We start from the raw sequence: 20947 nt of genomic DNA on the forward strand, positions 1-20947 counted from the left end.
ACGAAAGGAACGACCAATGTGGTATTTCACATGGGTTCTCGGCCTTGGCCTGGCGGTCGGCTTCGGAATCCTGAATGGCATCTGGCACGAATTCCACCTGCCGATGGATGAAGATAACTAAACGTTAGGTTCAAAAACGGGGTTATCCCGCCCAAAAATGAGGCCGGTCCGTTCCTGTTGGGGAGCGGGCCGGCCTTTTTCATGCTATAGGCGGAGAGTGTCCGGGCGGGATCTGGGGCAATATGTCCTGCGGACACGAAATCGCGGCTATGCTAGGAAAATTGCATGACCTCGCACCACATATGTGCCGATTGCGCCGTGCGTGACCACGCGCTTTGCGGAAGCCTCAACGATACCGAACTGACGGCGCTGAACGCACTGGGCCAGCGTCGCCGGATCGGGCCGACGCAGGTGGTGGCCTGGGCCGGCGACGAAGCGGTGGTGTGCGGCAACATCCTGTCGGGCGTGCTGAAACTGGTCGCGGCGACGGCCGACGGGCGGGAGCAGATCGTCGGCCTGCTCTATCCGGGCGACTTCTTCGGGCGGCCCTATGCTGGGCAGACCGATTTCACGCTGACCGCGCTCACCGATGCCGAATTGTGCATCTTCCCGCGCGTCGCGTTCGAGCGCGTGCTGGAGGATCACCACCGCATGGAGCGGCTGCTGCTCCAGCGCACGTTCGACTCGCTGAACGAGGCCCGGGGCCGGATGCTGGCGCTCGCGCGCAAATCGGCGGGCGAGAAGGTCGCGGGTTTCCTGATCGACATGGCGGCGCGCGCGGGCGACGCGGCCTGCCGCGCGGCACCGGACGGACCCGTCACGTTCGATCTGCCGCTCACGCGCGGCCAGATCGCCGACGTGCTGGGCATGACGATCGAGACGGTGAGCCGCCAGTTGACCAAGATGCGCGCCAGCGGCGTGATCGGCCTGCCCGGCGGGCGCGCGGTGACGATCAGCGACAGCGCCGCGCTCGCCGCGCAGGCGGAAGCGGCTTAGGGTTTGTCCCGCCTCCTCATCCTTCCCCGCCAGGGGGAGGTGGCGCCGAAGGCGACGGAGGGGATGGAAGCGAGGCGGTCGCCATCCTCCCCCTCCGTCAGGCTATGCCTGACACCACCTCCTGGCGGGGGATGATGAGGAGGCGAACTCTTAAACCGCCACGCGCTCCACGAAGCGATCCACCAATAGTGCGCGCGCGTCTTTCGTCAGGCGGTGGGCGGCCAGCGCCAGAATGGCCAGCTGTTCGAACTCGATCGCGCGGCGGCACCCGTTGAAGAATCCGCGCAGCAGATAGCCGAGCGCCTCGGCCGAGAGCAGTTTCTCGCCGATCGGCGAGGGGCGCAGCATCGCGACCAGCTCGAACGCGCTATAGGCATCGCTGGCATTGCCGCGGCGGACATGCTCGATCAGCGCGGCCGCGAACGGCTCGGGCGAGCTGCGCACCAGCATCTGATTGAGGAACGGCATTTCATCCCGCTCCTCCAGGGCGGCCGTTTCCAGCAATTGCTGGCAGATGGCGTCGCGCTCTTCCGGGGCGGGAAGCGACGGGAGCGCGTCGGCGATGGCTTCCAGCCGATCGCACAGCGCCGCGCGGGACCGATGGGCCTGCATCAGGGGGATCAGATCGATCTCCTGCACGACATGCCAGCGGCGCGCGAATGGTATGACGCTCCCCTCCAGCTGATTATGTTCCATCGCCGGCACTCCTTCCACGCGGATGGTGCGCCTCCGGGTCGTCCCGATCCTTGACCGGGATCAAAGTGGATCCCGCCTCGACGCGTCGCGATCTCCTTTTCAGGAATTTCGAATTTCAAGCGCGGCATTATCCCACTGTTTGGGATAAAAGGGCCGAACTATTCTCTTTTGCAACGGCGGCGTCCTTCGCTTGCCGACAGGAGATTTTCCATGGCTACGCTGTTCGACACCAAGACCTCGACCTCCTCCGTGCCCGGCGTGCTGCCGCTGATCGGCCGCATCGGCATCGCCGCGATCTTCGTGCTGAGCGGCCTTTCGAAGCTGGCGGATCCGGCCGGCACGATCGGCTATATCCAGTCGGCGGGGCTGCCGCTGCCGCAGGTCGGTTACGCGATCGCCTTGCTGGTGGAGCTGGTCGGCGGCCTCGCCCTCATCCTCGGTTACCGCACGCGCCTCGTCGCCGCGATCCTCGCATTCTTCTCGATCGCGACCGCACTTGCCTTCCACAATGCGCTGGGTGACCAGATGCAGTTCATCAACTTCTTCAAGAATGTCGCGATGGCGGGCGGCCTGCTCAACGTGGTGGCCTTCGGTGGCGGTCGCCTCAGCCTCGACGCGCGCCGCTAAGAGTCGGTTTGAAAACGCGCCCTTCGAGCGCGTTGCGGCACCGGCCCGCTCCCCCACCCGACCTCCCATAGAATATCCTGATTGGGAGGTCGGGTGGGGGAGCGGGCCGGTGCCGCCTCGAAATGCGATCTTCCTCGCATTTCGCAGACGAACCTAAACCATAAATCCCGGAATTGTCAGGCGGGCGTCCTTCGTGGAGAAGGGCGCCCGTCGCCGCGTTCGCCGGCGATTGCCATCGCAGCCACCATCGCATCGAGGGAGACGACGCATGATACCCACGCCGGACTGGGACGAACCCTGCATGCTTACCCAGACCGGTGGCGAGGACATGCAGGGGCCGCTGGCCGAACTCGTCCTGTTCGCGACGCGCGTGGAGCTGCCCGACCGGCCGGATTATCTCCTGATCTCGGCGGCACTGGGCGAGGTGGATAACGAGCAGCTCGAAGAGCTGCGGCGTCGGCCCGACTTCCCGCTGATGGCTTGAGCCCTTCGCTTCAAGGCGAACAGTGCTCCTGCGAATGCAGGAGCCCAGAGCTTTGAACGTGGCGCTTGCAGCCTTGGGCTCCTGCGTTCGCAGGAGCACGGGATACGCGCTTACGGCGTCCTGAGGGTCGATCTGCTCCAGGCCGGGACAAAGCGCGCAATCCCGCTTATGGGTGGGAAATGCCTCGTCCCTCACGTCCCGCTCCGGGGCTCCCCAGCCGCCAGCAGATCCTCGATTTCATCGCCGCCAGCGATACGCCCGCGGGCAAGCGCGAGATATCGCGCGCGTTCGGCCTGCACGGGCAGGAGAAGATCACGCTCAAGGCCTTGCTCAAGGACATGGCCGACGAGGGGCTGATCGACAGCGCCCCCGGCCGCGCCTTCCACAAGATGGGCGGCGTGCCGAAGGTGACGGTGCTGCGCGTGGTGGATGTGAGCGAGGGCGGACAGGCCTTCGCCGTGCCCGAAAGCTGGCATGCCGATACGCCGCCGCCGCGCCTGCGCGTGCTGGAGCGCGGCCGCCGGAGCGGCGCGTTCGGCGTGGGCGACCGGATGCTCGCGCGCACCGAGGAGGTGGGGCAGGGCTGGGTCGCGCATCCGATGAAGAAGCTGGCGCGCGGCGAGGAACTGGTGCTGGGCGTGCTGCACAAGGAAGGCGACCGCCTCTGGCTGAAGCCGGTCGACAAGCGCGAGAAGCGCGAACTGCAGGTGTCCGATGCGGGCGAGGCGCAGGTGGGCGATCTGGTGCTGGCCGAGAAAGCCGGGCGCCCGCCGCGCATCATGGCGCGCGTCACGGAGCGGCTGGGCCAGCCGTTCGAGCCGCGCAGCTTCAGCCTGATCGCGATCCACAAATTCGGCATTCCCGATCGCTTCTCGGAAGACACGATTCAGGAGGCGGAGCGCATGGCGCGCCAGCCGCTCGGCGAAGGTCGCGAGGATCTGCGCCACCTGCCGATCGTCGCGATCGATCCGGCCGATGCGCGCGATCATGACGATGCGGTGTGGGCCGCGCCCGACGAGGATCCCGCCAATCCCGGCGGCTTCAAGGCGGTGGTCGCGATCGCGGACGTGAGCTTCTACGTGCGCCCCGGCTCCGATCTGGACCGCGAGGCGCGGCGGCGCGGCAACAGCGTCTATTTCCCCGATCGCGTCGTGCCGATGCTGCCGGAAACGCTTTCGGCCGACATCTGTTCGCTGAAGGAGGGCGCCGATCGCGCGGCGATGGCCTGCCACCTGACGATCGCGGCGGACGGGACGCTGAAGGCGTGGCGGTTCAGCCGCGCCGTCGTGCGGATCGCGGCGAACATCGCCTACGAGGATGCGCAGGCGGCGATGGATGCGGACGTTGCGCGTGAAGCACGTGCTTCGACTTCGCTCAGCACGAACGGGGAGGGGGAGGAGCCACCTTCAGACCCGTTCGTCCTGAGCCTGTCGAAGGACGTGCTGCAAGGGCTTCGGCAGCTCTGGGCGTGCTGGGCCCTGCTCGCCAAGGCACGCGATGCCCGCGAGCCGCTGGATCTGGACCTGCCGGAGCGGCGCGTAATGCTGGACGAGAAGGGGCGCATCCTCTCGGTCGCCCCGCGCGAGCGGCTCGATGCGCATCGGCTGATCGAGGATTATATGATCGCCGCCAACGTCGCCGCCGCCAAGGTGCTGGAGGCGAAGAAGGCGCAGGTGATGTACCGCGTCCACGAGGCGCCGAGCCGCGAGAAGCTGGTCGCGCTCAAGGACTATCTGGAGACGTTCGATATCTCCTTCGCGCTGGGGCAGGTGATCCGCCCGGCGACGTTCAACCGCATCATCGAGAAGGTGGGCGACGTCGATTTCCGGCCGCAGATCATGGAGCAGATCCTGCGATCGCAGACGCAGGCTTATTATGCGCCGGTCAATCAGGGCCATTTCGGCCTGTCGCTGGGCAGCTACGCCCATTTCACCAGCCCGATCCGCCGCTATTCGGATCTGCTCGTGCATCGGTCTCTGGTCGGCGCGTATCGATTGGAGCCGGCGATCGAGCAGACCCGCCTCGCGCCCGCCGACGCGGCCGATCTCACCGCCGTCGGCCAGTCCATCTCGGCGGCCGAGCGGCGCGCGATGGAGGCCGAACGCGAGACGATCGATCGTTATGTCGCCGCCTTCATGGCGACCAGGATCGGCGAACTGGTCGAGACGCGCATCACGACGGTCAAGAATTTCGGCTTCTTCGCGACGGTGGAGGGGTTGGGTGGCGACGGCCTCGTGCCGGTCTCCACACTGGGCGCCGAGCGCTTCCATTATGACGAGGCGGCGCAGACGCTGACCGGCGAGGAAAGCGGGGACAGCTATGCGCGCGGCATGCGGCTGACGCTGCGGCTGGTGGAGGCCGATCCGATCGGCGGCTCGCTGCGCTTCGAACTGGCCGAGGGCGCGAACCATCTGCCGATGCGCGGAGGCGCGCCGAGGCGCGACCGCGTGGTGAAGGGCCGACGCGGGCGGCCGGCGAACATCCGCCATCAGGGCAAGCGGCGGTAACGTAGAGCCCGCTCCTTATCCTCCCCCGCCAGGGGGAGGTGGCGCCGCAGGCGACGGAGGGGGCGATCGGCGACCGGCCCGCTTCCTCCCCCTCCGTCAGGCTGACGCCTGACACCTCCCCCTGGCGGGGGAGGATGGGGATAACGGTTCCCCAACTCCACGACGCGGCCTCTCCGGACGATCAACCGCGCAGATCCCCGGAACAGGGTGACGCGCACGCCGTTGGCTGGGGATGATCCACCGCGAAGGGCGCTTATGCTGACGTCGATCCCCGGCATTCCCCCGTGGCTGTCCGATATCGCGGCGGTCGCGCTCGTGATCTTGGGGGCGCTGATCTTCCACAAGGTGGCGATGTACGTCGCGGTGCGGGCCGCGCGGCGCACGTCGACGGTCGTCGACGATCTGATGCTGGAATGCCTGAGTGCGCCGATCCGCTGGCTGTTGGTGGCGCTGTCGGTTTCGGCGCTGGAGCCCGCGCTGAACCTGAGCGAAGGCATGCAGATCGTCTGGCGGCGTGTGCTCGGCATCGTCATGCCGGCGTTGCTGGGATGGCTGGCGGTGCGGCTGCTCGGCGCGATGCACCGGATCGTGCAGGCGCAGGCGGATATCAGCGTCGAAGACAATCTGCGCGCGCGCCGTCGCCGCACGCGCTCCGCCATCCTCAATCGCGTGGCCGTGCTGGTGGTGGTCGGCATCACGTTCTGCCTGATGCTGATGAGCATCCCCAGCATCCGGTCGATCGGCGTCACGCTCATCGCCTCGGCGGGCCTCGCCGCTCTGGCGATCGGTGCCGCCGCGCAGCCCACGCTGAAGAATCTGATCGCCGGCCTGCAGATGGCCTTCACCGAGCCGATCCGGCTGGACGACGTCGTCATCATGGACGGCGAATGGGGGCGGATCGAGGATATCCGCCTGACCTATGTGGTCGTGCGGATCTGGGACGACCGGCGCCTCGTCGTGCCCGTCTCCAAATTCCTGGAGGAGAGCTTCCAGAACTGGACGCGAGAGACCAGCCAGCTGATGGGAAGCGTCTTCTGGCAGCTCGATCCCGCGACCGACATCGCCCGCCTGCGCGAAAAACTGGGCGAGATCATCCGCGCCAATCCACGGTGGGACCGGCGCTTCTTCAACCTTCAGGTGACCGAGGCGCGGGTGGATTCGATCGAGGTGCGCGCGCTGATGACGGCGCGCGACGCCAGCGTCGCCTTCGATCTGCGCTGCGACGTGCGCGAGGCGATGCTGGACTTCATGCGGACGGAAATGCCCGAGGCCTTCACCCGCAACCGCGCCGATCTGGTGATTCAGTCGACGGGCGCGGAGGTCGTCTCGTCGGCCGGCTGACAGGCGTTGAGCAGCACTTCCGTGAAGCGCTGGCGCCACCAGATCACGTCCTCGCGCTGGACATTGTCCATCAGCGCCTGCCAACGCTCGATCCGTTCCTCGCGCGGCATCTTCAGCGCGGTGAGGATCGCGTCGGACATCTCTTCCGCGCTGTACGGATTGACGATCACGGCTTCCTTCAGCTGCAGCGCCGCGCCCGCGAAGCGGGAGAGGATCAGCACGCCGGGATCCTCGGGATCCTGCGCCGCCACATATTCCTTGGCGACGAGGTTCATGCCGTCGCGCAGCGGCGTCACCAGCCCGATCCGGGCGGCGCGATAGACGCCAGCCAGCACGTCGCGGGGATAGCCCTGATTGACGTAGCGGATCGGCACCCAGTCGAGATCGGCATAGGCGCCGTTGATCCGGCCCGAAATGCCTTCCAGCCCGGTGCGGATTTTCTGATAGGTTTCGACGGAGCCGCGCGACGGCGGCGCGATCTGGAGGAGGAACACCTCCTTCCGCTCGCCGGGATGCTCCTTCAGGAAGCGTTCGTAGCCGAGGAAGCGTTCTTCCAGGCCCTTGGAATAATCGAGCCGGTCGACGCCGACGATCATGTCGCGGCCGACCGCGCTGTCACGCATCTGGCGAAAGGCGAGGCGCGCGCGCGTGCTCTGCGAAAGCTCGGCGAATTCCTTGGCGTCGATGCCGATCGGGGCGGCGATGGCGCGCATCGAGCGCCCCTTGAGCGTCACCACGTCCCCATCGACCGTACCGCCCAGTTCGTTGACGACATAATCGAAGAAGGCCTGCAGCCATTCCTCGGTATGGAAGCCGACCACATCATAGGCGAACAGGGTCGTCACCAGATCCTCGGCCTCGGGCAATGTCGAGAGCAGGCGCTGCGGCGGCCAGGGGATGTGGAGGAAGAAGCCGATCCGGTTCTTGCAGCCGCGATTGCGCAACTCGTCGCCCAGCGGCAGCAGATGATAATCCTGGATCCACACGATATCGTCCGGCTCGATCAGCGGGCGGACGGTATCGGCGAAGCGCTGATTGACGCGCTGATAGCCGCCCGCGAAGCCGCGCTCATATTCGGCCAGGTCGATCCGGTAGTGGAAGAGCGGCCACAGCGTGCGGTTCGCATAGCCGTCATAATATTCCTCGACGTCCTGCGCCTCGAGATCGACGGTCGCGGTGGTCACGTCATGCGCGCGCTGCAGGTTGATGTGGCCGGTGAACTGTTCGGTCGTCTCGCCCGACCAGCCGAACCAGATGCCGCGATATTCGCGGAGCGCCGCCGAGAGCGCGACGGCGAGGCCACCCTGCGCGCCGGAATGCGATCCGGTGGGCGCCGAGACGCGGTTGGAGATGACGATCAGTCGGCTCATCGTATGCTTGTCCAGGGTTTGCTCAGCATCGCGGCGCAGTTGATCATGCCGACGAGCGAATAGGTTTGCGGGTAATTGCCCCAGAGCTCGCCCGTGACGGGATCGATATCCTCCGACAGAAGCCCGGCGGACGTGCGCCGGGTGAGCATCTCCTCGAAGAGTTCGCGTGCATCCTCGGTCCGGCCCGTCGCCTGAAGCGCTTCGATCAGCCAGAAAGTACAGACGTTGAAGGCGGTTTCGGGCAGGCCGAAATCGTCCTCCGTCGCATAGCGCAGCATGTGCGATCCGCGCCGCAGCCCTTCCTCGACGGCCTTGAGCGTGCCGAGAAATTTGGGATCGTCGGGCGACAGGAAACGCAGGTCGAGCAGCTGGATCAGGCTCGCGTCCAGATCGTCGCCCGAGAAGGTGGCGGACATGCGGTTCGTGTCCGGCCGCCAGGCCGAGGCGATGATGCCGTCCTTGATCTGGCCCGCGCGATCATTCCAATATTCGCGCCGTTCATCCAGCCCCAGCACGTGCGCGGCATTGGCCAGCCGGTCGCACGCGGCCCAGCACATGGCCGAGGAATAGGTGTGCACGCTCTGGCGCGTGCGCAGCTCCCACAGGCCGGCATCGGGCTGGTCGTGGAATTGCCACGCGCGCTCGCCCACTTTTTCCAGCGCCTCGAAATCCTCGATCGTGGCGGGGCGGAACAGGCGGCGATCGAAGAAGGCCTGCACGTTGCACAGCACGATCTGGCCGTAAGCGTCGTGCTGGATCTGCTCATAGGCCTGATTACCCACGCGCACCGGGCCCATGCCGCGATAGCCCGGCAGATCGGGCGCGAACCTCTCTTCCAGCGTCGCCTCGCCCAGCACGCCGTAAAGCGGCTGGATATGGCCGCCCTTGGCATTGTCGACGATGTTGCGGAGATATTCGAGATAGGCTTCCAGCACGTCGAGCGCGCCCAGCCGGTTCAGCGCCTGCACCGTGTAGTAAGCGTCGCGGATCCAGCAGTAGCGATAGTCCCAGTTGCGCTGCGATCCGGAATGTTCGGGGATCGAGGTGGTCAGCGCGGCGACGATCGCGCCCGTCTCCTCATGCTGGCAGAGCTTCAGCGTAATGGCGGAGCGGATCACCACATCCTGCCATTCCAGCGGGATGGCGAGGCCGCGCACCCAATGCTGCCACTCCTGCCGCGTGGCGTAGAGCATCTCTTCGATCGTGGCGCCGACGTTGCGATCGAAGCTCTCGTCGGGCCCCAGGAAGAAATAGAGCGGCCGCTCGACGCGGAACACATGTTCTTCCCGGATCAGCCCCACCGGTGCGGTGGTCGTCAGGCGCAGCGTCACGCCGTCCCCGGGGAAGCGGATATGGTTCGATCCGCCCATGCGGGTGGTGCAGTGGCCGCCCCAGCCGCAGGTGGGGCGCAGCTTCACCCGGATGCGCGGGCTGCCGGAAATGGGCCGGATGATCCGGCAGAAGGAGGTCGGGCGATAGGTGCGTCCCAGCCGATCGAAGCGCGGGCAGAAATCGGTGATCTCGATCGCGTTGCCGGACGTGTCGGTCATGCGGCTGACGAGAATGGGGGTATTGCGCTCATATCGCTGCTCGGTCGTGGCGAGGTCTTCCAGCTCGATCGCCCAGAAGCCCGTCGTCGCCGCCTCGCCGCCGACCAACGCGGAAAAGAGCGGATCGCCGTCCACGCGCGGCACGCAGGCCCACACGAACCGCGCCTCGCGATCGATCAGCGCGCTGACCTGGCAATTGCCGATCGGCCACAGATCCAGATCGGGGGTCATGCCGGCACCATCGCCGCCGCTTCCAGCCAGTCGAGCGCATCCGACACGGCAGGCAGGCGATAGCGCGCGGCGCTCGGCCTTTCGTCCCCGATCAGCACGCCGCTGCCGCCCAGCGTCCGCGCCATGGCGAATGCGGCCTCGTCGGTCACGTCGTCACCGAACACCAGCGGGACGGTGCCCATCATCGGCGCCTGCTTCATGAAGGCGCTGACGGCGGCGCCCTTGTCGGCGCCCGGCATCCGGAGTTCGACCACCATTTTGCCGTGCAACAATTCAATGTCGCTGGAATGGGCCAGGCTTTCGGCGAAGCGCAGGCAGGCGCGCTCTTCGTCGGGCGCCTCGCGATAATGGATCGCCACCCCGAACGGCTTTTCCTCCACCAGCACGCCGGCGCGCCCTTCGCTGAAGCCGGCGATCCGCGAGATGGTGGGGGCGAGCCACAGGGGCGGGGGGATGTCGATGCGGCGCCCGTCGGGCCAGAGCATCTCGGCACCGTGGCTGCCGCTCAGCGCCAGCGCGGAAACGTCGAGCAATGCGGCGACCTGGGCGAGGGGGCGTCCTGTCACGATCGCGACGCGGCCGGGCAGCGCCGCCTCCAGCGCGCCCAGAATGGCGCGAAGCCGATCGGTGACGATCACCGCGTCGGGCCGCGCCGCTATCTCTACCAATGTCCCGTCGAAATCGAGGAACAGGCTCGCGTTGCGGATCAAATCCACCGGAGGCGCGAGCCGCCCACCTACCATGGTCGTCGTCTCTTGCTGCATCACGGTAGAAAGGATGCGGAGCCGGATCGTTCCACGTCCGCGTCGATTCCGGCCGATGGACGACGAGCCGTGGGCCCGGGGCGACGAGTGGCCGGCGCGGTTCAGCCCGTGTTTCTGTTCGGTGTCACCCGCGCCGCTTCCACCGGTTCAGGGCTGCGGGCAGGGCAGGATCAGTTCCGCATCGCTCGCCAGTCGCATCCTGGCGATGCCGAAGCGGACCGCGCCGTTCGTCTGCAATCCGAAGGGCGACGTGATCGTGTCCGCCGGCATGGTCGGGAAGCAGCGCAGCGGAATGCCGACATCGATCCACTTGCCGACCGGAATCGCATCGGGGGCGAGCGGGATCTCCTCGCCGCATTTCTCGCCGCAACGCATGCCCAGCATCGTGCCGGCCGGGATCGGCGTTTCGAACTGGAGCGAGACGACCATCATCACGTCGCCATTGCGCTCCCGGGTCAGATCGATCGGCGCCTGCGTGCCGAGTTCGACGCGCTGCCCGCCGCCGCCGGCCAGCGTGAAGCGTCGCGCGCCCTCCTGCACCAGATGATCGATCGCCTCCACCTTCACGCGTCCGCCCAGCGCCTGCGTGGGCACGGAGACGACGCGGGCGGGCGTGGACTCGCCGTCGCTGATCTGGAGCGACCAGCCCACGGTGGGCTCGCCGGCCGCCATCAGGATGCCGCCCGTATCGACATCGGGCACGCCCGAATCCTCGCTGAGCGTCCGCCACGGCTTTCCACGTTCGCTTCCGTCCAGCCCGTAGCCGATCGGGAAAAGGTCGGCGCTGTCAGGGCGGGCCGTGACAGGCCAGCGCGTGGGCAGACGCCCGGTGAAGCGGGGTGCCGCGCCATGGGCGGGCGCGATCAGCTTGTCGGCCACGCCTTCTCCCTCGCTTCCCGGCAGCCACGCCACGACGAAGGCATCGGCCACGTTCATTTCGGGGCTCACGAACAGCGGCCGTCCGGTCAGCATCACCGCTACCACCGGTATGCCGGCGGCCTTGAGGCGCTTCATCGTCTCCAGCGGCTTGCGGAGATCCGCGCGGAGCTGGAGCGCCTTCAGGTCGCCCTGAAATTCGGCATAGGGCGTCTCTCCGAACACCACGATCGCCGCGTCCGGCTTGCGCGTGAACGTCCCGTCGGGCGCATAGTCGGCATGGCCGCCGCCCGTTTCGATCGCGCCCTTGAGCCCCTCCCAGATCGTCGTCGTGCCCGGAAACTGCGAGCGCGGTACGGCGGTGCCCTGCCACGAAATCGTCCAGCCGCCGGATTGGCGCGTCATGTCGTCCGCGCCGTCACCCGCCACGAGGATACGGGCATTGGGCCTGAGCGGCAGCACGCCCTGATTCTTCAGCAGCACCAGAGATTTGGCGACCGCCTCGCGCGCGATGGCGCGATGCTCGGGCGATCCCAACGTCGCCCACTCGCCCGCGCCGGGGCGCGACGAGGGCTTGCCCGCCTCGAACAGGCCGAGCTGCATCTTCACGCGCAGGATGCGCGACACGGCATCGTCCAGCCGCGCCTTCGGGATCGTGCCGTCCTTCACCTGCGCGATCAGCGAGGCGTAGAGCGGCTTCCAGCTGTTCGGCGCCATATACATGTCGACGCCCGCATTCAGCACCTGCGGGCAGCTTTCGGGCGAGCAGCCCGGTAGCAAAGCGTGCGCGTTCCAGTCGGTCACGACGAAGCCGCCAAACTGCATCCGGCCCTTCAGCACATCGGTCAGCAGCCCGCGATTGCCGGCGATCTTCACGCCCTGCCAGCTCGAGAAACTCGCCATCACGGTCAGCACGCCGGCATCGATCGCCGGGCCGTAAGGACGGCCGTGAATATCCCGCAAAGCCTCCTCGCTGATGCGCGCGTCACCCTGGTCGCGGCCCTCGAAGGTGCCGCCGTCCGCCAGGAAATGCTTGGTGCTGGCCAGCACATGCAGGCCCTTCAGCATAGGGCCGCTATTGGGCGGCCCCTGCAGCCCGAGGATCATCCGGCCGGCATAGCTGGCGACCAGCGCGGGATCGGACGAATAGCCCTCATAGGCGCGGCCCCAGCGGTAATCCTGCGGCACGGTAAGCGTCGGCGCGAAGGTCCATTCCTGTCCGGTCACGCGGATTTCAGCCGCCGTGGCCGCGCCGATCCGCTCGATCAGATCGGGATCGCGCGCGGCGCCGAGGCCGATATTGTGCGGAAAGAGCGTCGCGCCGATTACGTTGCTGTGGCCGTGCACGGCATCCGTGCCCCAGATGATCGGAATGGCCACGCCGCCCCCGGATTTATCGACCGACGCCTCGTAAAATTCGTCCGCCAGCTGCAGCCATTTCGGCGCCAGTGCGCGATCGTCGCCATACGGGCCCGAATTGCCGCCGTTCAGCACCGAGCCGAGATGGTAGCGACGCACATCGTCGGGCGTGACGCTGGCGAGGTCCGCCTGCAGGATCTGGCCAACCTTCTCCTCCAGCGTCATCCGCGCCAGCAGATCGGCGATACGCTTTTCGGTCGCGGGGTCGGACTTTACCGGCCAGTGCGCTTCCGGCCAGATCTGGGGATGGACGGTGGCGGGCGCCGCTGCGGGCGTGGGAGAGGGCGCGGGCTGGGCCATCGCGACCCCTCCGATCGCCGAGCAGCACATGGACGCAGCAACAAGCCGAGATCGCAGCATTCACCCCTCCGTGCGCCGTTCGCCATGTTGGGAATAGGTCGCGATGGAGGTTCTGACAACGTTGACATAGCTCTGTCAAGAAGGGGCGGGATCATCTCTTCGTGGGAGCATAGGCCAGCACCACCAGCACCGCCGTCGCCGCGATCGCCGCCGTCGCCCAGCGAACGGAGGCATGCGGGATCATCAGCGTGATCGCGATCGCCTGCGGCGCCAGCACCTGCGCGGACTTCCGGGCGAGGTTCACCAGGGCGTAGACCTGCACAGCATAACCGCGCCCATTTGCGTCCAGCGCCTCACATTCGCTGACGGCTTCGGGGGCGAGCGACCACAGCATCACGGACGCGCCTTCGCCCGCCACGATCGCGACGGCGGTGGCGATCAGCACGGGATACAGGGTCGAGGAGAGGAGCGCGGCGGCGATCGCGCCCGTCTGGAGAATCACCGCGGCGACCAGCACGGGCGACCGACCGAGACGGGCGCCCAATGCCGCCCAGATCGGCGCGCTGACGAGCAGGGCCAGCGGTGGGAAGAGGGCGAGATAGACGCCCATCCGCGCCACGCCGAATTCCTCGAACGTGAACAGCAGGGATTTGTCGAGCACGGTGATGGTCGTGCCGCTGACGAGGATCGTTGCCAGCAGGCGCCTGAGCTGCGGCGAGGCGCGCAGGAGGCGGGCGAACGCGATCCGCGCCGAGGGGGCGTCACCGGTCGGGGAGGACAGGGGCGGGCGCCCGGCATCGGCCCCCGGCCGCACGCGTTCCCGCACGCCGAATGCCGCCAGCAGGAATGCCGGCACGGACAATATGGCGAGCAGCAGCGCGCCATGTCCGAAGCCCTCGCCCTCGGCGCCCGATCCCGCAAGTGCGACATAGACTGAGGCTGCGATCAGGCCGCCCGTCGCCGCGCCCTGCATCCGCACGCTGCTGAGCGCGAGCTGATCGCCGCGCAAGGGCGAGATGCGCGCGGTGAGGGCGCCGTAGGGGATGTTGCCGACGCTGTAGGCGATCCGCAGCAGACAATAGGTGATCAGCACCAGCGCGATCGTCGATCCGCCCGCCAGCGGCGGCATCGAGAAGGTGGCGGCGAGCAACGCCGCGGCGATCGGCCCGCCGACCGCGACCCAATAGCGCAGCGGAATATGTCGGCTCGCCCGATCGGCTATGACGCCGATCAGCGGGTCCGCGATCCATTCCACCAGTCCGCCGGCCAGGAACACGGCGGAAGCCACCGGGGGGCTCAGCCCCAGATGGCGGACGTAGAAGAACAGCAGATAGAATTCGGTGGATTGCCAGATGAAGTTGAAGCCGAGATCGCCCGCCGCGTAGCTCCACCGCTCGCGCCGGCCGATCACGTTGCGCGTGGACGCACTGCCGATGCCCGCACGATCAGTCGGTGGGCGTGCGGCTCCCGTTCCGCATGTTCGGCGCCCTCGAGGCTCGCGACCAGCATGTCGGCGGCGGCGCGCGCCATTTCGAACACGGGCTGCTGGATCGTCGTGAGCGGCGGCCAGGTGATGCGTGACACTTCGGAATCGTCGAACCCCACCACCGAAAGCTCGTCCGGCAGGCGCAGCCCGATCTCGTGCGCCGCCATCAGCGCGCCGACGGCCATGTCGTCATTCTGCGCGAGGATCGCGGTCGGCCGGTCGCGGCGGGCCAGGATGCGGCGGCCGGCCTCCATGCCGCTGTCGAACGTGAACATGCCCGGCTCGATCATCGCCTCGGCCATGTCCAGTCCGCCTTCCGCGAAGGCGATGCGATAGCCGTCCAGCCGGGCGCTCGTCGCCGCATGGCTGGGGTCGCCGCAGATGATCGCGATCTTTCTGTGGCCGAGCGCGATCAGGTGGCGCGCGGCATCCTTGGCGGCCGCCACCTCGTCCAGCATCGTATAGGGCGCGATCTCCAGCTGGGTGGTCGGCGCGATGCGCGCGAAGCGGATGCCGGCCTTCTCCAGATCGGCCAGCACACCCGGATGGTCGCAGACCGGCGGCGCCAGCACGACCCCGTCCAGCGCAGCGGATCGGGCGAGACCGACGACCTCCTCGGCATGCTCCACCGTGGATCCGATCGGCAGCACCACCAGCCGGTAATGGCTGCCGCGCAGCCGATCGATCACGCCCATCTGCAGCTCGACCACGTAGCTGGGGCTGGGATTTTCGAACACGAGGCCGACCAGATAGGATCGGCGCCGAACCAGCGCCTGCGCCATCACGTTCGGATGGTAATTGAGCTGGTCGGCCGCCTCGCGCACGCGCTTGCGAAGCTCCTCGCTCACATGCGGTTCGCCGTTCAGCACGCGGGACACCGTCTTGGTCGAGACGCCGGCGAGACGCCCGACATCGATGATGGTGTTTCTCTTTTCCGGCACGTTCGGCCTCGCCCTCATGGTCTGGATCGTCGCATGCGGCGTCCTTCGCGCAAGAGCTATTGGGTTCTGCGGGCCCGGTCCAGAGCGGTGCGCGCAAGCGGGGTTTGTGCGCTCGCCCCAAAATGGCGGGAAAAAGCGTCGTCATCGAAACAGAATGACACAATCGTTGACAACGTAGGACAATGAGAACATTCATCGGGGCGAGGCGCCACCGATAAGGCGCCCACGGAGGCTGTTAGCCAGCGGCGACACGCCGCAGAACGAGGGGATGATCCATGCAAGGCTTTAGCCGGTCGGCGGCGCTCGTGCGCTCCGTTTCCGCGACCGCAATCACGACATGCCTGTTGCTTCCCACGGCGGGCCACGCCCAGTCCGTAGCCGGCACGGCTGCGGCGAGCGCGCCGATCGTGACGGCGCAGGCCGAAAATCCGGAAGAGATCGTGGTCAGCGGCGTACGCGCTTCGCTGGAACGCTCGATCGCGATCAAGCGCGAATCGGTCGGCGTGGTGGATGCGATCTCGGCCGAGGATATCGGCAAGTTCCCTGACACGAACCTCGCGGAATCGCTCCAGCGCATCACGGGCGTTTCGATCAACCGCCGCAACGGCGAGGGTGCGCAGGTGACGGTGCGCGGCTTCGGCCCGCAATATAATCTGGTCACGTTGAACGGTCGCCAGTTGGCCGCCTCCGACCAGACCACGGTGGGCGGCGACGAATCCGCGGACTTCAACCGGAATACCAGCCGCTCGTTCGACTTTTCGAACCTCGCATCGGAAGGCGTGAAGACGCTGGAGGTGTACAAGACCGGCCGCGCCGCCATCCCGACGGGCGGCATCGGCGCGACCATCAACGTCGTCACGCGCAAGCCGCTGGATGCCAGCCAGAGTGGCTTCACCGGATCGCTGGGGGCCAAGGCCAATTACGACACCAGCGTCGATGCCTGCCTGCACTGCGGATCGAAGGTCACGCCCGAAGTCTCCGGCCTCGCGGGCTGGAGCAATGCCGACCAGACGTTCGGCGTCTCGCTGTTCGGCAGCTACCAGAAGCGCAATTTCTCCAACGTCAACGCGACCTCGAACGCCTGGAACATCACCACGCTTTCGGAATTTCTCGCGCCCGACAGCGGCAACGTGAATGCCGCCACCAAGATCACCAATGCGCCGTCCGACCCGAATGCGCTGGTCGCCCGGCCGAACGACTTCCGCTACCATTTCTCGGAAGGCACGCGTGAGCGCATCAACGGGCAGGGCGTTATCCAGTTCAAGCCGACCGACCGGTTCGAAGTGTCGGCCGACGCGCTGTTCGCACAGAACAAGCAGAGCGAGCGCCGCTCGGACCAGTCGAACTGGTTCAACCGGCCGTTCGATCAGGTCACGTTCGATCAGGGCCATTCGGTCGCCACGGCGGTCTATCTGCATGAGGTGATTGCGGGCGAGACCAAGGATGCGGGCTTCGAGCAGCAATATCGCGCGCAGAAATCGAAGCTGCAGGATTATGGCCTCAACGCGAAGTGGGATCTGACCGACAATTTCCGCGTCGTGGCAGATGGCCATTATGGCCGATCCACCAGCACACCGGACAATCCGAACGGGATGAGCTCCACCCTCGTCGCGATCAGCGCGCCGACGCTGGCGGCCCATTCGGTGGATTATACCGGCGGCTTCCCGATCCAGACCGTCACCTTCGTCGATCCGGCGACGGCCAGTGCGCTGCATCCGGCGGTGAAGGGCAATGGCAATGGCGTGCTGGACGTCGGCGATCTGGGCAGCCAGGTCGGTCGTCAGGTGGCGACGACGTTCAAGCAGACCCTGAAGGAAGCGCGGCTGGATGCGGGCTGGGATCTGGGCGGCGGCAGCCGCGTCGATTTCGGCGGCGATTATCGCACGACCAACACGCGATCGACCCAGACCAGCTATTATCAGACGCTCGGTGACTGGGGCAACGCCGCGCCGCGCGACGTGAACCAGATCGCGCCGGGGCTGGTGCAGGCCTTCTGCCTGGCCTGCAAATTCACCCATTATGATCCGAAGGCGACCGGCGACGGCCTGATCGCTTTCCGCGCGGAGGATCCGGCCGCGCTCTACAATGCGCTGTCGAAATATTATTCGAACATTCCGGGCCATGCGAACGCGATCAACGGCTTCAACGATGATCGCGTGAAGGAGGATATCTGGGCGGCCTATGCCCAGGTCACCTGGAAGGCGAAGCTGGCCGGGCACGATGCCAGCCTCGTCACGGGCCTGCGCTATGAGCGGACGACCGTGAAATCCAATTCGCTGCAGGCCGTGCCGACCGCGATCGTCTGGCAATCGGACAATGATTTCACGACGATCGTCTCGTCGAGCTATCAGCCGCTTGCCGCCAAGGGCAAATATAACAATCTGCTCCCGTCGATGGATTTCCAGGTCAATCTCCGCAACGACCTGATCGCGCGTCTGTCGGCCAGCCGGACGATCTCGCGGCCGAGTTACGGCAATCTCTTCGCCTCGACCTCGACCAAGGTACCGAGCGACGCGACGGCGGTCGGCGGCAAGATTTCGGCCGACCAGAATGATGCCGGGCTGCAGCCGCTGATCTCGGACAATGTCGATCTCTCGATCGAATGGTATTTCAAGCCAGCCAGCTACATTTCGGCGGGCTTCTTCGAGAAGCGCGTCCACAATTTCATCGGCAATACGGTCGTCCAGAAACCGCTGTTCAACCTGCGCGATCCCAGCTCCGGCGCCGCCGGCAGCCGATCGGGCACGGCGAAGGCGCAGCTGCAGGGAATCGGGGCCGACATCACCAACGTCAACCTGTTCACCTATACCGCATTGCTCCAGCAGAATGGCGGCAACGTCGCCGCAGCGACCTCGACCTTCCTCGCCAATTACAATGCCACGGCGCGCGCGCTGAATCAGGCGTTCGTGGACAGCACGCTGGCGGCGGTCGACATCATCGCCGACAACAATGATCCGCTGTTCAACTTCAATGTGAACACGCCGATCAACAATCGCGATGCGAAGCTCTACGGCTTCGAGGTGGCCGGCCAATATTTCTTCGGGAATACCGGGATCGGCGTCGCGGCCGCCTATACGTTCGTGCGCGGCAATGTGAGCATCGACGTGGCGGCCGATCCGAATGTCGATCAGTTCGCGCTGGTCGGCCTCAGCGATACGGCCAACGCCACGCTGATCTATGACAAATACGGGATTTCGGGGCGCCTGAGCTACAATTGGCGCGGCAAGTTCCTGTCCGCCACCAATCGCGACGCCTTCCACAATCCCGAATTCACGAAGGCTTATGGTCAGGTGGACGTGAACATCAGTTACGACATCACGCCGCACATCGCCGTGTCGTTCGAAGGCATCAACATCTTCGAGCAGGGCGTGAAGACCTATGCGCGCTCCCCGAACGAGATCTGGTTCGCGCAGGAAGCGGCGGCGCGTTACCTGATCGGCGCGCGGATCAAGATGTAGCGGGCGGAGGCGAGGGATGGTCTTTCACCGGATCCGGCGAAGAACATCCCTCCCTTTCGGGACCCGAACATCTTATGGAACTTGCCGGTCGAGGCGGGGAGCGGCCGGCCCTTTTTTTGATCGCCCCGAAGAGCGCGTCGATGTCACCTCCGATATTGTTGAATAATCTGGATCATCAAGATCTGCGGATCACACTGGGGCATGACCCGGCCTTCGGCGACGCGGTCAACCAGACGCTCGTCTTCCCGACCGAATATGAAGCGCTGCAGCGGGACTATCCGATCCTGTTTCGCGCGAAGGCGGGCGGGGGCTATCATTCGGTCGTGCTGCTCGGCTTCGACCGGGACGAGAATCTGTTCCTCGAGGACGGGCGCTGGAAGGCGCGGTCCATTCCGGCGCTGCACCAGCGCGGCCCCTTCTCGATCGGGCTTCCCGGCCGCGACCCGGATGGCACGCCATCCGGAGAGCCGATGATCCACGTCGATCTGGATCATCCGCGCGTGACGGCGCCGGGGGGCGAGCCCGTCTTCCTGCCGCACGGCGGCAACGCGCCCTATCTCGATCATGTCTCGAAGGTGCTGCGGTCGATCTTCCTCGGCAGCGAGGCGAGCGGGCCGATGTTCGCGGCGTTCGAACGTTTCGGCCTGATCGAGCCGGTGACGCTGGAGGTCGATCTCGGCAATGGCCGCCATGTTGCGATCCCGGATTGCTTCACGATCGGGCGGGAGAGGCTGCGCGGTCTGGATGGCGATGCGGCGGCGGCCTTGCATGCGCAGGGTTTCCTCCAGCCGGCGATGTGGGTGGCGTCGTCGCTCGGCAATCTCGCGCATCTGATCGATTTGAAGAACGCCCGCACGGCGCAGTTCGGATGATCCCCGCGCCGCGCGATGTCCAGACGATCGAGGCTGTCGGTGGGGGCATCCTGCCCTTCGCCGACATCGCCGCCGCCAACGAACCGGTGCTGCTGAAAGGCGCCGTCCGCGACTGGCCGATCGTGGCGCTGGGGCGGGAGGGGCCGCGCGCGGCGATCGCCTATCTCGCCGGTTTCGATGCGGGGCTCCCGGTGGTCGTCTATTCCGGCCCGCCGGAGATAGGGGGCCGTTTTTTCTACGATGACCGGATGGGGATGAACTTCACCGCGCGGAAAGGCGGGCTGACCGAGGTGCTCGCCCGGATCTCCGCCCATCTCGGCGATCCCGCCGCGCCCGCTCTCTATGTCGGCTCCACCGATCTCGACACGTTCCTGCCCGGCTTCCGCGCGGCCAACGATCTGCCGCTCGGGCCGCCCGTGACGACGCATCAGGACGTTCTCGCCAGCATCTGGATCGGCAACCGGACCACCGCTGCCACGCATTACGACATGTCGAACAACATCGCCTGCTGCCTCGTCGGCCACAGGCGCTTCACGCTCTTCCCACCCGATCAGATCGCCAATCTCTATCCGGGGCCGCTGGAGCCGACGCCGGGCGGGCAGGTCGTCAGCATGGTCGATCCGCGCGCGCCCGATCTGGAGCGTTATCCGCGCTTCCGCGAGGCGGCCGCTTACGCCCGCGTGGCAGAGATGGAGCCGGGCGACGTGCTGCTCTATCCGGCGCTGTGGTGGCACAATGTGGAGGCGCTCGACGCCTTCAATGTTATGGTCAATTACTGGTGGAATGCGGTGGCGTCGCATGCCGACACGCCGATGACGACGCTGCTCCACGCGATGCTCAGCCTGCGCGATCGGCCGCTGGCCGAGAAGCAGGCGTGGCGCGCGGTCTTCGATCATTACGTGTTCGGCGATGCGGATGTGCCGCGCGCGCATCTGCCCGAGGCCGCGCAGGGGTTGCTCGGGCCATTGGGGCCGCTCGACGCGCGCAGGCTGCGCGCGATGCTGCTTCAGAAAATGAACCGATAAGAAG

The 20947-nt window shown here is 66.5% G+C and carries 16 protein-coding genes; 9 read left to right on the plus strand and 7 right to left on the minus strand.

What is annotated here, in order from left to right:
• The first annotated feature begins 16 nt into the window (after nucleotides 1-16).
• Together cydX and HL653_RS16255 are read left to right on the plus strand one after the other, a co-directional pair.
• Nucleotides 17-121: a cytochrome bd-I oxidase subunit CydX gene (cydX, locus tag HL653_RS16250; RefSeq protein ID WP_171745437.1), complete on the plus strand. Its 105-nt coding sequence runs from the start codon at nucleotides 17-19 to the stop codon at nucleotides 119-121.
• Between the two features lie 197 nt (nucleotides 122-318).
• On the plus strand, nucleotides 319-996 hold the full coding sequence (locus HL653_RS16255; RefSeq protein ID WP_253716969.1) for a Crp/Fnr family transcriptional regulator: 678 nt from the start codon (nucleotides 319-321) through the stop codon (nucleotides 994-996).
• A 150-nt stretch (nucleotides 997-1146) separates the two neighbouring features.
• Here HL653_RS16255 and HL653_RS16260 read toward each other — a convergent pair whose 3' ends face one another.
• Complete coding sequence (locus tag HL653_RS16260; RefSeq protein ID WP_171745439.1) at nucleotides 1147-1692, minus strand: hypothetical protein; 546 nt, start codon at nucleotides 1690-1692, stop codon at nucleotides 1147-1149.
• A 210-nt stretch (nucleotides 1693-1902) separates the two neighbouring features.
• Here HL653_RS16260 and HL653_RS16265 point away from each other — a divergent pair, with 210 nt between their 5' ends.
• From HL653_RS16265 to HL653_RS16280, 4 genes are all read left to right on the plus strand, one after another.
• Nucleotides 1903-2319, plus strand: a complete 417-nt coding sequence (locus HL653_RS16265) for a DoxX family protein (protein WP_171745440.1) — start codon at nucleotides 1903-1905, stop codon at nucleotides 2317-2319.
• 268 nt (nucleotides 2320-2587) lie between these two features.
• Entirely contained in the window at nucleotides 2588-2803 is a 216-nt protein-coding gene (locus HL653_RS16270; protein WP_171745441.1) for a hypothetical protein, read from the plus strand.
• Between the two features lie 179 nt (nucleotides 2804-2982).
• Nucleotides 2983-5310 carry a ribonuclease R family protein gene (locus HL653_RS16275; protein ID WP_171745442.1) on the plus strand — a complete coding sequence of 776 codons (2328 nt, stop codon included), beginning with the start codon at nucleotides 2983-2985 and terminating at the stop codon, nucleotides 5308-5310.
• Between the two features lie 255 nt (nucleotides 5311-5565).
• Entirely contained in the window at nucleotides 5566-6651 is a 1086-nt protein-coding gene (locus HL653_RS16280; RefSeq protein ID WP_171745443.1) for a mechanosensitive ion channel family protein, read from the plus strand.
• Here HL653_RS16280 and otsA read toward each other — a convergent pair.
• From otsA to HL653_RS16310, 6 genes are all read right to left on the minus strand, one after another.
• Entirely contained in the window at nucleotides 6612-8021 is a 1410-nt protein-coding gene (gene otsA / locus HL653_RS16285; RefSeq protein ID WP_171745444.1) for an alpha,alpha-trehalose-phosphate synthase (UDP-forming), read from the minus strand. The two genes, HL653_RS16280 and otsA, sit on opposite strands and share 40 nt — an antisense overlap.
• Entirely contained in the window at nucleotides 8018-9802 is a 1785-nt protein-coding gene (locus HL653_RS16290; RefSeq protein ID WP_171745445.1) for a glycoside hydrolase family 15 protein, read from the minus strand. Before HL653_RS16290 ends, otsA begins: the two co-directional genes overlap by 4 nt.
• Entirely contained in the window at nucleotides 9799-10545 is a 747-nt protein-coding gene (gene otsB / locus HL653_RS16295) for a trehalose-phosphatase (protein WP_171745446.1), read from the minus strand. Before otsB ends, HL653_RS16290 begins: the two co-directional genes overlap by 4 nt.
• A 168-nt stretch (nucleotides 10546-10713) precedes the next feature.
• Complete coding sequence (locus HL653_RS16300) at nucleotides 10714-13161, minus strand: glycoside hydrolase family 3 protein (protein WP_253716971.1); 2448 nt, start codon at nucleotides 13159-13161, stop codon at nucleotides 10714-10716.
• Between the two features lie 151 nt (nucleotides 13162-13312).
• Nucleotides 13313-14596, minus strand: coding sequence for an MFS transporter (locus tag HL653_RS16305; RefSeq protein WP_367613615.1), 1284 nt, complete (start codon nucleotides 14594-14596; stop codon nucleotides 13313-13315).
• Nucleotides 14569-15606 carry a LacI family DNA-binding transcriptional regulator gene (locus tag HL653_RS16310; RefSeq protein WP_171745449.1) on the minus strand — a complete coding sequence of 346 codons (1038 nt, stop codon included), beginning with the start codon at nucleotides 15604-15606 and terminating at the stop codon, nucleotides 14569-14571. The genes HL653_RS16305 and HL653_RS16310 overlap by 28 nt, the downstream gene beginning before the upstream one ends.
• A gap of 257 nt (nucleotides 15607-15863) precedes the next feature.
• On the opposite strand from HL653_RS16310, the gene HL653_RS16315 reads away from it, so the two are divergent.
• The 3 genes from HL653_RS16315 (at nucleotide 15864) to HL653_RS16325 (ending at nucleotide 20943) form a co-directional block, all read left to right on the plus strand.
• Nucleotides 15864-19046, plus strand: coding sequence for a TonB-dependent receptor (locus HL653_RS16315; RefSeq protein WP_171745450.1), 3183 nt, complete (start codon nucleotides 15864-15866; stop codon nucleotides 19044-19046).
• Between the two features lie 140 nt (nucleotides 19047-19186).
• Complete coding sequence (locus HL653_RS16320; RefSeq protein ID WP_171745451.1) at nucleotides 19187-19918, plus strand: SapC family protein; 732 nt, start codon at nucleotides 19187-19189, stop codon at nucleotides 19916-19918.
• Nucleotides 19915-20943: a cupin-like domain-containing protein gene (locus tag HL653_RS16325; protein WP_171745452.1), complete on the plus strand. Its 1029-nt coding sequence runs from the start codon at nucleotides 19915-19917 to the stop codon at nucleotides 20941-20943. Before HL653_RS16320 ends, HL653_RS16325 begins: the two co-directional genes overlap by 4 nt.
• Nucleotides 20944-20947: the final 4 nt, after the last annotated feature.

This window comes from Sphingomonas sp. AP4-R1 (genome assembly GCF_013113735.1).
Taxonomy (GTDB): domain Bacteria; phylum Pseudomonadota; class Alphaproteobacteria; order Sphingomonadales; family Sphingomonadaceae; genus Sphingomonas_I.

Coding starts and splice junctions, on each gene's coding strand:
- cydX (WP_171745437.1), top strand. CDS start 17: ATGTGGTATTTCACATGGGTTCTCGGCCTTGGCCTGGCGGTCGGCTTC.
- HL653_RS16260 (WP_171745439.1), bottom strand. CDS start 1,692: ATGGAACATAATCAGCTGGAGGGGAGCGTCATACCATTCGCGCGCCGC.
- HL653_RS16265 (WP_171745440.1), top strand. CDS start 1,903: ATGGCTACGCTGTTCGACACCAAGACCTCGACCTCCTCCGTGCCCGGC.
- HL653_RS16270 (WP_171745441.1), top strand. CDS start 2,588: ATGATACCCACGCCGGACTGGGACGAACCCTGCATGCTTACCCAGACC.
- HL653_RS16275 (WP_171745442.1), top strand. CDS start 2,983: ATGCCTCGTCCCTCACGTCCCGCTCCGGGGCTCCCCAGCCGCCAGCAG.
- HL653_RS16280 (WP_171745443.1), top strand. CDS start 5,566: ATGCTGACGTCGATCCCCGGCATTCCCCCGTGGCTGTCCGATATCGCG.
- otsA (WP_171745444.1), bottom strand. CDS start 8,021: ATGAGCCGACTGATCGTCATCTCCAACCGCGTCTCGGCGCCCACCGGA.
- HL653_RS16290 (WP_171745445.1), bottom strand. CDS start 9,802: ATGACCCCCGATCTGGATCTGTGGCCGATCGGCAATTGCCAGGTCAGC.
- otsB (WP_171745446.1), bottom strand. CDS start 10,545: ATGGTAGGTGGGCGGCTCGCGCCTCCGGTGGATTTGATCCGCAACGCG.
- HL653_RS16300 (WP_253716971.1), bottom strand. CDS start 13,161: ATGGCCCAGCCCGCGCCCTCTCCCACGCCCGCAGCGGCGCCCGCCACC.
- HL653_RS16310 (WP_171745449.1), bottom strand. CDS start 15,606: ATGAGGGCGAGGCCGAACGTGCCGGAAAAGAGAAACACCATCATCGAT.
- HL653_RS16315 (WP_171745450.1), top strand. CDS start 15,864: ATGCAAGGCTTTAGCCGGTCGGCGGCGCTCGTGCGCTCCGTTTCCGCG.
- HL653_RS16320 (WP_171745451.1), top strand. CDS start 19,187: ATGTCACCTCCGATATTGTTGAATAATCTGGATCATCAAGATCTGCGG.
- HL653_RS16325 (WP_171745452.1), top strand. CDS start 19,915: ATGATCCCCGCGCCGCGCGATGTCCAGACGATCGAGGCTGTCGGTGGG.